The 15,268-nt window shown below is 63.7% G+C and carries 9 protein-coding genes and 1 pseudogene; 2 read left to right on the forward strand and 8 right to left on the reverse strand.

Translation table 11 applies throughout. The features are described from left to right. Positions 1–96 precede the first annotated feature (96 nt). Positions 97–288: a hypothetical protein gene (locus tag ACWCOV_RS10025; RefSeq protein ID WP_449828878.1), complete on the reverse strand. Its 192-nt coding sequence runs from the start codon at positions 286–288 to the stop codon at positions 97–99. Positions 289–361: 73 nt separating this feature from the next. On the opposite strand from ACWCOV_RS10025, the pseudogene ACWCOV_RS10030 reads away from it, so the two are divergent. Continuing rightward, positions 362–930: pseudogene (locus tag ACWCOV_RS10030) on the forward strand (IS1634 family transposase); the annotation flags it as partial. 245 nt (positions 931–1,175) lie between these two features. Here ACWCOV_RS10030 and ACWCOV_RS10035 read toward each other — a convergent pair. The 3 genes from ACWCOV_RS10035 to ACWCOV_RS10045 all read right to left on the reverse strand — a co-directional run bounded on the left by ACWCOV_RS10035 (position 1,176) and on the right by ACWCOV_RS10045 (position 5,501). After that, positions 1,176–1,943, reverse strand: coding sequence for a hypothetical protein (locus ACWCOV_RS10035; RefSeq protein ID WP_449828879.1), 768 nt, complete (start codon positions 1,941–1,943; stop codon positions 1,176–1,178). Between the two features lie 612 nt (positions 1,944–2,555). After that, positions 2,556–3,788 carry a hypothetical protein gene (locus ACWCOV_RS10040; RefSeq protein WP_449828880.1) on the reverse strand — a complete coding sequence of 411 codons (1,233 nt, stop codon included), beginning with the start codon at positions 3,786–3,788 and terminating at the stop codon, positions 2,556–2,558. 213 nt (positions 3,789–4,001) lie between these two features. Continuing rightward, positions 4,002–5,501: a hypothetical protein gene (locus ACWCOV_RS10045; protein ID WP_449828881.1), complete on the reverse strand. Its 1,500-nt coding sequence runs from the start codon at positions 5,499–5,501 to the stop codon at positions 4,002–4,004. Between the two features lie 243 nt (positions 5,502–5,744). Between ACWCOV_RS10045 and ACWCOV_RS10050 the strand changes: the two genes are divergently transcribed. Further along, entirely contained in the window at positions 5,745–8,153 is a 2,409-nt protein-coding gene (locus ACWCOV_RS10050) for a hypothetical protein (protein WP_449828882.1), read from the forward strand. A gap of 78 nt (positions 8,154–8,231) precedes the next feature. On the opposite strand, the gene ACWCOV_RS10055 is transcribed toward ACWCOV_RS10050, so the two are convergent. The 4 genes from ACWCOV_RS10055 to ACWCOV_RS10070 all read right to left on the reverse strand — a co-directional run bounded on the left by ACWCOV_RS10055 (position 8,232) and on the right by ACWCOV_RS10070 (position 15,215). Continuing rightward, on the reverse strand, positions 8,232–9,002 hold the full coding sequence (locus ACWCOV_RS10055) for a hypothetical protein (protein ID WP_449828883.1): 771 nt from the start codon (positions 9,000–9,002) through the stop codon (positions 8,232–8,234). A 551-nt stretch (positions 9,003–9,553) separates the two neighbouring features. Further along, on the reverse strand, positions 9,554–11,212 hold the full coding sequence (locus ACWCOV_RS10060; protein ID WP_449828884.1) for a UvrD-helicase domain-containing protein: 1,659 nt from the start codon (positions 11,210–11,212) through the stop codon (positions 9,554–9,556). Continuing rightward, entirely contained in the window at positions 11,209–13,149 is a 1,941-nt protein-coding gene (locus ACWCOV_RS10065; protein ID WP_449828885.1) for an ATP-dependent nuclease, read from the reverse strand. The genes ACWCOV_RS10060 and ACWCOV_RS10065 overlap by 4 nt, the downstream gene beginning before the upstream one ends. 62 nt (positions 13,150–13,211) lie before the next feature. Then, the gene (locus ACWCOV_RS10070) at positions 13,212–15,215 is read right to left on the reverse strand and encodes a zinc-ribbon domain-containing protein (protein ID WP_449828886.1); all 2,004 of its coding nucleotides are present in this window, start codon (positions 15,213–15,215) and stop codon (positions 13,212–13,214) included. Positions 15,216–15,268: the final 53 nt, after the last annotated feature.

A 15,268-nucleotide genomic window follows, 5' to 3' on the forward strand; every position in this document is an offset into this window, starting at 1 on the left:
CCATCGGCAGGAAGTCATCTCGTCCGGCTGTAGCCGGGATCGGAGAAGGAAGCCGTCCAGCATTGCGGTCAGTGCTGGCCCCATGCGCTCTACGGTTCAGCCTGGTCGGAGCTTGACGCCATGGCTTGCGAACAACGTGTAGCTCTGACACCAGTTGGTCAGATAATGCCGGATCTCGCCAACGATAGCCCCTCCAAGCTCCGGATACTGATTGAGGATCGGTCCGATGTGCAGCAAGAGGAAGGACCTGGGATGCGCGAGCAGGGCCGCCAGCATCCCATCGAGCATCTCGATGAGTATGTCGCTAAACCGGCCGCCGGCCTGTCCAACAGCTAGGAGCTCCTGGGCGTAGCCGCATCCCGGGTCGCGGCGGGCGGTGTGGGCCTACTCGACCAAGCGCTCGGTCCGCGACACCAAGACCCTGACCCTGCAGGAGAACCGCGCCAAGGCCGTCGTTGCCGGGGAGAAGACCACACGCATCCCGCGGTTCGTCAAGACAACCAACGGCGCACAGACACTCGATGAGAAGGCGCTCGCGCGGGCGCGGCGGCTGGTCGGATTGAAGGGCTACGTCACCAACATCCCCGTCGGCGTCATGCCCGCACGCGAGGTCATCGCGAGCTATCACGATGTCTGGCAGGTCGAGTAGTCCTTCCGGATGTCAAAGACCGACCTACGCGCCCGGCCGATCTTCGCCCGCACCCGCGACGCGATCGAGGCCCACCTCACCATGGTGTTCACCGCCCTCGCCGTCAGCCGCACCGTGCAGAACCGCACCGGGCTCTCATTCGACGCGTCCTGCGCACCCTCAGGCCACTGCGCTCGGCGACCGTCGAAATCAACGGCATCACGACCACCATCCCACCCGCGCTCAGCCCCGCCGAGACCGCAATCCTCAACGCGATGCAAACCCCGACCGCGAGGCACTAAAGCATTTGGCCCAACTCAGGGGCTCAAGCCAGCTCTGGTGAAGCCGACCGTGCGGAGAACTGAGTCGGCGAGCTGCTCGCGGCAGGTCCGGAACGCCGGGTTGCTGGTCGTCCTTCCCGGATACGGAGCAGGATCCGCGCCTGGCTCCGGGGACGATGAGTGCTGGTCGATGCGTCCTGCTGGAGATCACCCAGAGCCCGAACGTATGAAGACCTTCGCGACTCTGCGCTAGCTCGATCGGCCTGCTAGGGCGAGGTGGCATCCGCCTCTGGCGTCTCCAGCCCGGCTCGGTACAGCCGACTCAGGAGTTCGAGGCCGAACTGGGTAAGGGCCCAATAATCACCCGAGTAGTCCTCCCGCCCCGGGCGCCGGGGCGCATCCCCCTCTCCGGTGGGCACGATGGTCACGGTGGACTGACGTGAGACCAATCCCTCACGATCCAAGATGCCCAATAGCCGAGGAAGGATGTGACGATACGCGGGCACTTGCGCCTGAAGCTCTTCCCAGTTCAGGCTGAGAGGGGCCCACCCGTTCGGCGCGCCAGAGTCCGTTCTCAACGCCCACATCACTGCCAGATGAGGCCGTTCGATCTGAGATAGCGCGTCGACGACCTGCTGCTCATTGTCGAGGACTGCCTCGTCTTCTGCCAGAACCCCTGTGGCAAGTGCTTGCCCGAGCACGTTGAGTTTCGAGGTGGTCCTAGCGTAGCGAGCGGCTTCGCTGGCCGAGTACCCGAGGAACTGTCGATCCGGATCCGACATCGCCCTGTCAACTAGATCTACCAAGTCGAGGTGTGATGAGTCTGCAGCGGCTCGCCAAGTAGTTGCGACTCGTTCGTCGCCTGAGCGAAGCTCCGCAGCGCTGAGCTTGATCAAGCGTGTGACGAATGGCTTCACTGCGCCGACGGCTGCACCTATTGGGCCACCAGTTGCGAACCCGATGCCCGCCTCGGCCAGGGTCTCGGGAACAAGCCCTGCGAATGGTTCGCTACTTCCTACAGCGTCGTCGCTCATGGCGGAACGGTATATGGCGGCTTGCCAGTTGCCACAAATCTGGCCTGTGCAGGACGAGCAGCAACACACCTAGATCCGAGCTTGGCCATGGCGCCGAGTAGCACACTTGACCTTGATGCCGAAGTAGCGAGCTTCACAACCTCGCATCTAGTGGGAGAGCGCCTGGGCTTTGCCCGTTTTGACGGACATTCGAGATCAGGAGCTTGTGCTCCGGGAGGATGTTCATCATGGAGTCCATGGGCAAGAAGAAGCCGCGGCCTCGTCGTTCGTTCACTGCTGAATACGAAACTGAGACTGATCACCGCTTGTCGATGACGGGTGAAAGCTCTTACTGGTAAGGGATTCGAGCGTTGCCTCGTACACATCGGTTCTCATCGCTCACCATCCTCTCGCGCTGATTGAGGTGCGTAAGGAGGTGCGCCTGAAGCGATTCCGGCCACCATGCTTGCGAGGTCGAGTTGGCGGAAGTTACTGCTGCGGGCCTCACGCGGAGCGATGCCGGCGTCGGTGAGGCAGAGAGGGGTCGGCTGGTCACTGGAGGCCGATGTGTATCCAGCGGGAGAGGGGGAAGGGTCTGCCACGGCGCACCGACACTGGCTCATGTGTGACCCTTTACCGTGGTTCGAGACCCAGCATGACCGCGCGGCCTGAGTCGAGACTTTGCTGGACGAGGGACTTGAGGGTTTCGGATGCGGGGCCTCGGCTGCCGATCCAGCCGTCGCGGACGAGGTCGAGGAACATCGTGTTGTTGAAGTACCGATCGACCTGGTCGTAGCCGATCCGGACTCCGTCCAGGGGGCCGCGCTGTGTGGCCAGTAGTTCCTCGAAGTGTTCGAGAGCGAAGTACATGCCCTTGATGAGGGCGGTCGGATCCTCGATCGCGGGATTGGGGTCGCAGAGCTTGAACCAGGATGCGCTCCAGTTGAGGCGGTACTCGCCCTCGGCAGCTCCACACAGTTCGTCGACCCCTCGCATCCGCTCGATCTCGAGCCAGAGTTGTTCGTCTGGCCGGTAGAACAGGGACTCCTTGCCGCCGCGGACCGTTTCGGGGCGCATCTTCTTGTACTGCACGAGGACGAACGAGTTGCGGGGTTCGTTGTAGTAGAGCATGTCGACGCCCAGCGTTCGTTCGACGGGCGACCGGTTCGCGTTCATGACGAAGACCCGGCGTGATCCGTTGGTGAAGGTTTGCCACCCGACCCTCGCCGTCTTGCCGGTCCAGTCCCCGAAGCGGTGCAGGTCGTGGTCGACCATGGCATCCTCGCGCTCGACGTACGACGAGAGTCCGGTGAGGAACGGCACGTCACCGTCCGGCGGTACCCAGCGTTCCAGCTCATCCCGTTCGATGCCGGAGAGGCCGAGGATCAATCCGAGTGCATCCCGCTCCTGATTGAACAACTCGCCCCGCGCGCCGGTCCCGAGCAATGGGCTGCCTGGGCGGTCCAGAGTTTGGATCAGAGGCCCAAGATCGTTGTTGACGGTGAGAAGTGTGTGCACGAGGTCGAGGGCCTCGGAGTCCTCGAGTGTGCCGTCGTTGCCGCCTCTCAGCCGGTTACGAGGGTCGCGCCAGTATTGCCGGATCCTGTCGATCGCGATCGGTTCGATCTCGTGGAGCTCGACGACGTTGACACGCAGGTCACGACTGGTCACCCGTCGGCCGCGCACGGCGCGGCCGAGCCAGTGGACGGCCGCTGAGGAACGGTCGACCATGACCACGAGCTGCGTAGTCCGCCCGTGCCAGTTCTCGACGCGCCACGCCTCGGAGTAGTCCGATCCGGGGCGGCCGGCAGCCTTCTCGGCGAGCCGGGACGCGAATCCCTTCTCGATCGTGATGATCGCAACCATTTGGTGACTCTATTGGTGCCACGCGCCTACGACGAATCGGCACGCGCGCCAGATTCAGCGATCAGCTAGGCCCGCCAGTAGCTGGCGCAGTCCAGACCTGTCTGCATCGCCGTGAACTCAGCTGTACGCGCCGCCAAGGTGGCAGCGGGCGCGGTGGCTTCGACGTACGACTTGAGGCCGAGCTCAAGTGCGCTCCCGCCCAGTCACGGCACATCAACCTTGCAACGTGCGACGTACGGTCAGTTCCAGGATTGCGTAAGGGGACGTGTTCGTCCCGCCGCCCTGGAGGGTGGCGAGGTCTGCTGCGTCAGAGGTGCCTAGCCACATGCCGATCAGCAAGTCGCAGAGGTAGGCAGCTAGAGGAATAGCGGCGTGCCGGATCGCTGAGTAGCGGATGGAGAGGCTGAGCTGCTTTGGATCTGCCTGTGCGTTCGCAATACCCCTGAGCAGCTTCGCGGGGACAACGAACACGTCTCCGGCCGCACTCATCAACCAGTACACAGCGCTGGGACTCCTCCGCAGTAGGTCGTCGAGCTGGTCGAGGGCGATGCGCCAGGCGTCCTCGGCGCGCCGAGGACGCGCGACTCGCTCCGACTTCTTGACCTGCGCGACATCCCCGAAGGCCAGCCTGAGTTCGGACGAGATCTCGACGTCGACCAGCAGGACCAGATCGGCGCCGAGGATTCGTTCCTCCTTCTTTGCGACGATCCGGTGCGACAGGCTGACGGCAGGAGCGGACGTATGACGGCCGGTCGTCATCCGGTGGGCGGCGCCGATCTCGGCGAAGCCATGTTTGAGGAACATCAGCAGCGCGCTTGTCAGGCCTTCCTCCTCGGAGGCTCCTTGTGACAACAGCCAGGGAACAAAGTCTCTGCAGGCGCTCTTCGCAGCTCCCCGAATCAGATCCTCGAGCTCGCGGTCTGTTATCCACGTGGATGAAGGCTCCGCCAATGGCCTCGGAAAGAGGTCGCGGCGCCGGTCCAGGCGCGCTGAGGCGACCTCGACCGCCCAATCAGGGAGTTCGGCGGGACGGAGATGAGCGAGCAGCCCAGCAACCCGGAGACCAACCTTCGGATGCAGGTGATCACGATGCCCCGACATCAGGTGTAGCAGTTGAGGATGTTCGTGAAGGATCTCGATCGACAGCTCGGTCACCAGCGGTTCGGGTTCGCCGAGGCAGATGAGCCAAGGGAGGGCCTGGATCCAGTCCGAGGGCTCCGACAGCGCAAGCTCGCGCAGACTCGACCGTACTGCGGCAAGCTCGATCCCGGGGCGAGCTCGCCAACGGTGCAGGAAGAACACGTCGTGCCAGACCTTCGCTCCCCAGGGGTCCGCTGCCTGCTCGATCAGACGATCGCCGAGGACAGTCCGTTGATCCACAAAGCTGGACGCCGCGTATCGCTGCTTCCGGCCGTCTACGCCGAGCTCAGCCAGCAGCCGATCGGACGACAGCCAGCCAGCGGCGATTGCGATCGCCGCGGGGACACCGCTCTCCAGAGTGTCGTCCTTGTCGGTCAGGGACGCTCGCAATGACGAGAGAAAGTTCGGTTCGGCGAAGGAGCTATAGGACTTGAGGTCCCAGCATCGAAGCAGAACCTCCTCGGCAACTGCAGGACCATCCACGTCGTACCGGCCGCGGCGGACCCTCGCTAGGGCCTCGATTGGGTCGAGGGCGCGAAGCTGATCGCGGTCCAGGCCGTTGATGCCGGTCACTGCCGCAGAGTATCGCCCCGGCGCGCGGAAACGCCTAACAGTTGGTCAGCGGCTCACCGCCTGCGAGAGCGCGGCTCCAGGACACCTGCCGTCGTCTGTTCGAACCACGCGATGCGCGACCAGGGCGCCGTACGACGCTGCGGTCTCGAACCTGGCTGCGTTGCCTGCGATGGCCGGAGACCTCGACGCGCTCGACAGCGACTTCGGAAGCGGCTGCTGGACGTGCGGAATTGTCGGTGTCGCGTGATTTCATCGTCGGATGGCGACGAAGAGCAAGGGGCAGCGGCAGCGGAAGAAGCAGCGGCGCGCGGCCGCGCGGGACGTGCCGGCGCTGGATCGGCACTTGGTGTCTGTGCTCGAGTCCATCCGTGGCGTGGACGCTACGGATGGACAGTTGCGCGGGCAGAAGATCCGCTCGCTGCCGCTGCCCAGAGATTGCAGGATGCCACTGTTGGTCTTGCGGCCGACGTGCGCTCCTACAACAAGTTCCGACTCTGCGAAGGTGTCCGGATGGCCTGTCTGCCCTGGAGCGCGGACGGCCAGTCGCGGCCTGGTACGGAGGGCGGCGCAACGAAGGCGGAACTGCTGGCCTTGATTTCCATGGCTGGACGAGCTGATGAGGTGGCACAGACCGAAGAACCGCTGTCGCCCCGGCTGACATCGTTCGCCGAACGTGCGCATGAGCTGATCAATCTGTCGACCGTGGAGCACATCCTTGCCGCGGCGGCAGCCGAAGAGCCGGACCCGATGGCGGCCATCGTTGCAGCGAGTCGCGGACGCGAGGTGTGGATCCCCAACTCCTCCTATCCGGACATGGTTCAGGAGACGGTCGCCCAGATCTTCGATCCGCCCGTCATCCGGCACGCGCTGCGCGATCTGGTCGGCTTCGATGCCGAGCAGGCGATACTGGCATTGACAACCTGTCACACACTCCAAGTTGACGCGTTCAACGATCGGATGCGTGCGTGCTTCATGGCGATTGATGAGGCAATGGCCGACGGCGCGGAGCCCGATGACGACGAGCGGTCTGTCCTACGGGCGCAATGGGATGCGACGTGGGAGCCCGACGAACTGGGGGCGACTGTCGCCCTGGAAGATGTAGTTGCTGCCGCCGGCCTCGAGCCGGACGTCGTGCGCGCCGTCGCTGAGCAGTTTCGGCTGGAAGTCGATGACTGGACTCCTGTGCGAGCGGTGCGCGAATTCACCTCCGGCAACAATCCGCTGCGGACCAACCCTCTCCTTGTCACGAGGTCCGGTCGCATGATGCTGGTTCATGACGCGCTGACGCTGAATGCCGTACGCGAGAACCTCGAGCAGGTTCTGAAGACCAGCGCTGCGTGGGAGCAGTATCAAGCACACCGAGGGAAGGTCCTCGAACACCGCATCTCCGAGAACCTCGCGCGAGTCGTCCCAGATGCCCGGACGTGGGAAGGATTCGAGTACTTCGCGCCGGCTACGCCGGAGGAAGCTGCTGGCGATCCGGCTACATACTCAAAGCTGGTCGAAGGCGATCTGCTCGTTGTCAAAGGTGACGTGGCCGTGATCGTCGAAGCAAAGGCGGTGACGCTCGCGCCGAGGGCAAGGGCAGGCGACACCAGACGGCTACGCAGCGATCTGACTCGAATCGTGAAGAGTGCCGGTGATCAGGGGCGACGCCTGAAGTCGATCCTGCAGAAGGACCTCGGATTTCGTACGCGCGCCAACGAATGGGTGGACCTCCCGGACATCCGTGAGATCCATACCGTAGCCGTCAGCCTGGATGATCTGTCCGGCGTAGCAACGACAACGCAGGAGTTGGTTCTCGCTGGTCTGCTGGATCCCTTGGATGTCCCATGGACCGTCTCGTTACACGACCTTCAGCTCATCTGCGACCTGGTGGACTTGCCGTCAGAGTTCCTTCTCTATGTGCGACGGCGCAGGGACCCGGAGACGACCCACTACTACCTTGCACCGGACGAACTCGACTACTTCATATACTTTCTCGAGGCCGGCCTCTACGTCGAACCTGATCCGAGGCGTTCGCGACGAGAACTTGGCTTCGTGAAGGTTCGTGCAACTGACGTCAAACGCCGCGAGCGGCAGAAACGCCAGTATCTGACCAGCAGGACCGATGCCCTCGACGCCTGGTACTACGCCAAACGCGACGGGAGAACAGACGTTCCGAAGCCGGCCATGCAGAAGGCCCAGATGAAGGGTCTGGTCCGCCAGCTACAGGAGCTGGACGCCGACGCGTGGCTCAGTATCGGGGCGACCCTACTCTCGGCCTCCGGCGAGGTGCAGGCGGAGCTGCTGCGCGCCAGCGACAAGCTTCTTGCTGCTCCAGATCCTCTTGGCCGCGGCCGGAGCATGACGATCTCGCTCGGCTCGACGAGACAGGAGGCATGGGTTCTCGTCTGGGCAGGTCGACCAACCGCGGTAGATCCTGCAGTCTTCGCCGATCAGCTCCGCTCCTATCTCACAGCGAAGAAGTATCAACTCCGGCTCGATCGAGGTTGCATCTTCGTATTCGACGAGTCCACCAAGATGTTGGTCGACGTCGTCTACGACGGCCTGCCCTTCCGAGTCGATCCGGAGATGGATGCAGTGGTTGCCGCGTCCGGCTTGATCGATCCCGCGCAGTCGCCACGCCGCCTTCCGCAGGGCTTGCGCTGATCCTCCGTCGTCGATGCGATGGCGCAGGCCGTGGGGTAGCCGTCGGCGCGAGGACTCAATGAGACCTAGCAGGCGTGGCTACTTCTGGATCCATCTCTTCATGGGCACGAAGATCCTGGCTCTGGCCAGTTTCTCGGACTGCTCCCTCAATCCGGGGAGGTCGGCCTGTAACCGGTCGCGCATCCGAATCGTCTCTTCGAGAGCGGTCGTCAGGTGCTGAATTCTCCCTACGTCGCCCTCTTGCCGGCACTTCGCGATCGCAGCGTTGAGCTCCTCGACAAGCCGATCGAACGTGGCTTGCAGGTCCCCGAGCCTGTCCAGCTCTGCGGCAGCCTTCGCGAACGAATCAGCTAATCCGATGTAGTCGGGAACGTTCAGTTCGTAGCCCACGACACGAGGACCGGCAGCCTCCCATTGAATGACCGGAGCAGGAGTGCGTCCCTCCATGATTTGTACGTTGTTGGCGTCGAACAGCTTTGAGAGTTCGAATCCGGCCGCGAAGGATGACCTGATCAGGGTCTCGACCTCGGCCTCAACGCCGCGTAACTCGATGTGACGATCGACTCCGTTCAGGTCGTCGCCCTCCAGCGGGGGTCGTCCATGGCCGGCGAGCTCGGTCCGGACTGTCTCGACAAGAGCGTGAGCGGATTCAGCGATGCTCTGATTCGCAGCTTGTTGCTCGCTCGGATCGAATCTCATCGTTCCAACGGGTGTGTCCGCTTCCCGCAGTCGTTGAACGACCTCGCCGAGCCTGGTCCGGAACAGGATCAATCCGAGCATCACAACGGCCGGCCACACCACGACCTCGGCGGACTTGTTGATCTGATTCCAAATCTCTACTCCCTGCACGCACAAAGTCTGTCGCATCGCGCGCCGGCACGTCGTTGCGACGCGGCGCGCTGCTGCCTGGACCGAAGGGCTGACACGCGCCGCGATCAACTTGCGCGTGCACACGCGGCTGGGTGCGGGTGCTACGGCGCGCATGATGCATCTGACACATCAAGTCTGCGTAGAAGTGGCATTGGACGTATCAACGCCAGGTTCCTATGTCGAGGAGTCGAATCGAACCGCCGTGCAGTACGTGCCGTCCTCCGTGATCAAGTCGATCCACGAACAGACCCACTCCGTGACGCCGGACGTCCCGCAGCGGCCGTATGTCCCCGAGCGCCACCGGATCCGCGACGCTGTCCGCGGGTGGCGTGAGCGCGGTAAGCCGGACCGCCCGGCCGTGCAACTGGAACAGGTCGCGGCCGATCCGGCGCGGCCGGACGTCAAGCCGAGGTCACTGATCGAGGTACGACGCCTGCGAATGCTGCGCCTTAGTTGGCTGGGAGGCGATAAACCCTGGCGGCCGAGGTGCTGCATCCGACGCCCTCGGCGGTCTCCAGCAATCCGGCCAGTCAATCCTCGTTCGTGAAGTCGATGAACTCCTGGTGCGGTGTGCGCCGCTCGTCCCAGAACGCGACTGGTGCGGGAGGCCTCTCGCGGAAGTCGACGTGTGTCAGTACCAACTCCTCCTTGGCACGCGAGACGGCTACGAAGAACTCCGACATCGCCGCAGTCTTGTTGCCCCAGAACAGTTGCGTTTCCACGCCTAGTACAACGACCTTCTCGAACTCGAGGCCTTTGCACTTGTGAATCGTGAGGAGCCGGACGGCGTCCGACTCGGACAGCCGTCGCAACGCACTGATCGGGCTGCCATCGACTGCGAGTTCTGTCTCGAATGCCGCGAGTGCGTCGCGCAGTACGTCGTCAAGTCGGCTTCCCTGTTGGTAGGCAGGCGACAGCGCGAGCAAGACTGGTCGCGAGATACAGTCGAGAAGCTCATCTATGAGTGGGGCCCATGCGTCGACCGTGTTCGACGAAAAGCCGGGATCGCGGACCTTCGAGCGTGCGTCGCGCAGCAACCGCTTCAGTTTGCTGTCGAATCGCAGAGCTGACTCTTCGGTGACGGTGGTTCTGCTCGCGATCCGCATCAGTTCGGTATAGGCGTGAGGCTGCCTGTTGTCGGCGACTACCCGGATGAAGTTGAGGACAAGGGCAGCGGCCGGCTCGGCGTTGAGGTCTTGGCGCTCCTGCTCGTTGCGACAGGGGATGTCACGTCTGCGTAGCTCATCGGCCAACGGCCCGGCGACGAGGCTTGCCTGCTGCCGAACCAGAACCGCGATCTCGTCGTGCGGAGCGCCTTCGTCGATCCATCGCTCGATCAGGTCACCTACTCCGGCGGCCTCCTCGGTATCTGTGTCGAAGTGGAGCACGCGGATCACGCCCTCATCGCCGAGGAGCTCCTCGTCAGGGCTCTCAGCGCCGGGATCCATGACGGCGATCATCCGATTCTGCATCCTCCGCAGCCGTGGCGCTGACCTGAAGTTCTGATACAGCGGCAGGGGCGCTGCATCGAAGTCGTCAGCGAAGGCTTGCAGGATGCCGTCGAGCGCTCCTGCCCAGGCCATGATCCGCTGCTTCACGTCGCCGACAGCGGTCAGGACGACGGGTGTTCCTTCGAAGGCTGCCTTGACGAATCCGTACTGGTTCCGGGTCGCGTCCTGGAACTCGTCGAGGAAGACGTGGCTGTAGGTCTGACGAAGGGCTCCGCGTGCGTACGGGTTCGTCTCGAGGATCTTCAAGGCGAGCGGCACCAGATCGTCGAACGTGATCTGCGAACCCTCGATCCGCTCGGCAGTGTCGATGGTGTAGTTCGGCGGCAGCGCGTCCGTCCCGGTCAGCGCCGGCCGGTAGTTGTCGACAAGTCGCTTGGCGAACGCATGGAAGGTGAAGCTGTCGAATCGGGCGGCGAGCTGGCTGCCCGAGCGGAGGCGCACTCGATCCCGGAGGTTCCGGGCGGCGTCGACCTTGAAGGAGATCGCCAGTATGCGTCGTGGGTAAGGGCAGGTTCCGGTGCGGAGCAGGAAGTCGGCGCGCTGGGCGAGGAGCTCGGTCTTCCCTGCGCCGGGTCCGGCCGCGACCACGACGTTCCGATCTGTCGTGGTTACGGCGGTGAGTGCGTTGTGCTCGAGTGACAGCCCGCCGACCGCCTGCCAATCCGCCGGCCTGATCATTCGGGCAGCCGACCAAGCTCGACTCGAACCTTCTCGATGAGTCGATCGAGGACGGCGGGCAGCGCCGAGAGGAGTTGGCTGTCCTCCAGGGTGGCCAGTGCCGCCAAGTGCGTCGCGGGCTTGCTTCTGCGGTCGAACATCGCGTGATAGTCGTCGAGCAGCTCCAACCGGTCAGTTCCGAGGCGGTCGTGGTTCTTGTGCTTCTTGCCGAGAACCGCTGCGATCGTCTTGTCATCGGGACCGGCCGGATGCACGTCGTACGCGACCGGGTAAGCCTCGACCATCATCAGGTCGAGGTCGAGCGGTGACGAGAAGAAGACGTTCGCATGCTCCAACGCCTCGACCGGTCCGCCCACGGGATCGAACGTCGGATACGAGCCGACCTCGGGGAAGTCCTCGTTCGCGTCCCACTTCGGCAGGCCGTCGATCGCGTTGGCGGCGAACCTGCCAGGACTGATCGTGTTGATCTGCTTGAGCGCGTTGCGGATCCGTCCCCAGCCGCCCTGGTGCCGGGCAGCGTCTAGATCGAGCAGCGTGACGTACGGGATCTCCAGCTCGTTCAACAGCCGCCAGAAGTGATTGACGTGACGGCCGCCGAGCGGGACGACCGAGACTGACGCGTCGTCCTCTGCGATCCCGGAAGCTGCCAGAACACGGGGGAGGACAACCTGCTCGCTGGCGCCTTCGCCCAGGACGACGAGGCGTGAGAAGTACAGCTCTGGGTAGGCCTGGACAGCCTCGCGGACGTACTTCGCGGCTACCTCATCGTCCTCCGGCAGGACGATCCTGTGAACGGTGGTCTCTCGGGCGCCGTTCAGTCGCAGGAATCGGATGGCCTCCGGATCGACTCTCCGGAGAAGCGTCGGCGCATGAGTGGCAATCAGGGCTTGGACATCGTGATGACCGCAGGCTGCGCGCAGCTGGCGAACGATGCGGCCGAGGTATTGAGGCGCCAAGCTGTTTTCGGGTTCTTCCAATGCGATGACGGTGTGGACGGGCGGCCGGAGCCGATCCGGATCGAGCGATGAGTCCGACCCGTCCAGCACACTCCGGGTCAGCGACTGCCACGCCAGCACCAGCGAGATGTACAGCAGAGACTTCTGGCCATCACTCAACCGCTCGAACGGCAGCGGGTCGCTTCCGTGCGACGGCGAGAAGGTCACGGTGAGCTGGCGCAGTACGCTGTCGATGTCGCCATGCCCGAAGGCGATCGACGGAGTCTTGAAGAACTCGCCGGTGTGAAGGCCCGACCATTCCGCGGTGAGTAACGTGCCAACGCCGGCGACCGCCGCGTTGCCGATCAAGGCGGCAGTGATCTGAATCGCCAGCTCATTCATAGCCGTCTGCTGCTCGGACCAATCGGCTGCACGAAGTATCCGGCCCAGCAGAGATGCAGTCGTGTAGGAGATGTGATCGGCGGGATCTCGACGGGCCGGCAGATAATGCACCTCGATGTGGCCGCGGTCGTAGCGTGACATCGCGGCGCGCTCGATCGGCTCACCTGTCTCGTCGGTTCGCAGTACGTACTCGATCGTCTCGTCGATCACCCCGTCGGCTGCCAGCAAGGCGGTGAGCCGGATGCGTACGCGCGGAACGTCGTCCGCGGACGCGATGGTCATGTGCGCGAAGCTCGGTGGAATGCTGGCGTGTTGTCCGTCTTCCGCCGCTTCGGGGAACTCGGCGTCAACCTCGATCCACAGGACAGGACGGTCGGCGTCAAGGTCCGTGGTACTTCGGTTGAGCGGAACGTGGAAGTCGTCGACACGCACTCGTCGCTGGGTCTGGACGGGGCTGAAGAGCCGGGACAAGGCCTCCAGCACCGTGGTCTTCCCAGCTCCATTCGGTCCGAGAACGTAGGTCAGTCGGTCCAGCTCGATCGTGACCGGTTCTGGTCCGAACGACTGGAAGTTGCACAGCCGGAGCCTGACAAGTTTCACGTGCATCCCTTGCATGTCGTCAGTTGCGGAAGAGCGTGTTCCGAGTGAGCTGGGCCGGCTGGTCAGTCCATGATTTCGCCATACTGTGCGAGGAGTTCTCGGAGTTGGCGTGCCCGAGCGTCCTGCCTACCGCGCAGCCGGTTCTTGTTGTTGCGTTTCCAGCGGGCCAGGGCTTGTTCGTCCTCGTCGTCAGCGTCGAGTGACGGACGGAGGTGGCCGTGCGCGATTCCGAACTGTTGCAGTTGGATCAAGCGGGACTCCCAGATGTCGTTGCGAGGCTTCCAGGTCCACCCGCGCAAGCCCTCCAGTGCCGAGCGCTGCTCTAGGGAGAGCCGGTCGGGATTCGTCCGCCAGGTGTTGATCCATGAGCCGATCGGCTCACCTCGCCAGATATCGCGTTGCTTGATCTGCCCCGCTCCGATGCCCGTCTCCCTGATGTACGACTCGAGCACCTCGACCTTGTGGTCGATTCCAGCGGCGCGCGGATCCCAATCCCATCCAGGAATGACGGCCATGTCCTCGAGACGGTCCTGGCTGAAGTCACGGCCTCCGGCCTGAAGCATTCGTCGTCGGGTGCGCATGTTGTTCGCCCAGGTACGGTCCAGTTCATCCAGTCCGGCAGCCGACAGGTAGTGCTTCACGTAGCGGTCACGCTGCTGGTTGAAGTTTTCTTCGGTCGGCGCGAAAGTCCAGGTCGGAATGCTCCTCAGGAGTTCCTGACGGTCCGGCGGGAGCTGCCCTCTGCGGTGCCGCCCCCGTTGCTTCGTGATCCATCGAGCCAGGTCGACGCCGTCAACCCGGACTCCACCAGCCGGCACGCAGCAATGCCCGTGTTCGGCTTCAAAGACTGTCAGTGACTCCAATATCCTGATCCAGGCAGCTTCCTGACTTCTGCGTTCGTCGGGAAGTGCTGACTCACCGAGCTCGCGTCGGATCCACACGTCAGCTGTTGCAGTGGCACGTGGCAAGTCGTCGTTCGTGTAGGCATCAGCCTCTGCGGGCTCGACGATGCGCAAAGCAACGAGGTGTTGGAGAACCTGAACCGCGGCTTCTTCCGGCGCCATTTGCGGATCGACGACGAGGTCGAACTCCGGGTCAAGACGTTCGAGTTCGGCTTCCCTGACGCGGACGACCGTCCATCCCGCCCTTCGGAGCCGATCCGCCTTATCGGCGTCCCGGGCAGCGCTCCTCGGCTTGCTGTGCCACCAGACCCCGTCGAACTCCAGGATCAGGCGCAGGCCTCGTCGGTCGTCCTCGGCAACCATGTCAACCTTGACGACCCGGCCTGCGGCATCCTTGACTGATCGCCTCGTCTCATCGATCGGCAGAACGGTCGCAAGCTCGGCTTTCAACCGGAGCTCCTGTACGGAAACCTGGGCCAGACGGCAGCTCGGACATCCTGCACCTTTGCGAACCCATCCGCCGGTTCGCCGGCTAACCGGTGCGGGCCAGGGCGGGTGATTCTCGTTGATCCCGCAGTTCCACACCCCCACGCGGACACTCGCGACGCTCACCTCTTCTGCGGTGAATCCGGACCGTGTCGTGTCGAGCTGCGCGGCGATGTCGGGTCGATGGACGGAGAGGCGGTTGGTGGATGAGACCCGTTTACCAGAGCAGAAGGGACAGTTGCGGCCGTTCACGCGCTTGTCGATGCTTGCCGACCACCGGTGATCCTCGGCTGCAGGGCAGGTCCACCAAACCCGTTTATGTGAGCCGACCGAGAAGTCGTCCGGAGTCAGGTCGTTGCGCTCGTAGTCCCATTGCTCCAGCAACGTCTTGTCGGGGCATTGCAGCGAGAGGCGGTTCCCGTCGTTCACGCGGTAACCGCCGCAGTCCGGGCAGCCCGAGCCCTTACCGACGCGGTTGTTCGGACTGGCGCGCCACCGATGGCCGAATTCGCAGACCCAGTGCACCTTGGTGTTGCTCTGCTGCGCCACCTGCTGAGGAGTCAGCGGATGGTTTACGGCGCTGTCGAACTCTGCCGCGAGAGGATGACCTGACAGCCACCCCAATCGCCGCGGCCGACCCTGCGCGCCAGATCGCTTCGGCACGAGTTCCCCCCACATGGCATGATCCCGGCGCCAAGCAGCGCGGGACCCTACTCCCTAATCGCGATCCT

The organism is Kribbella sp. NPDC002412, assembly GCF_053592935.1.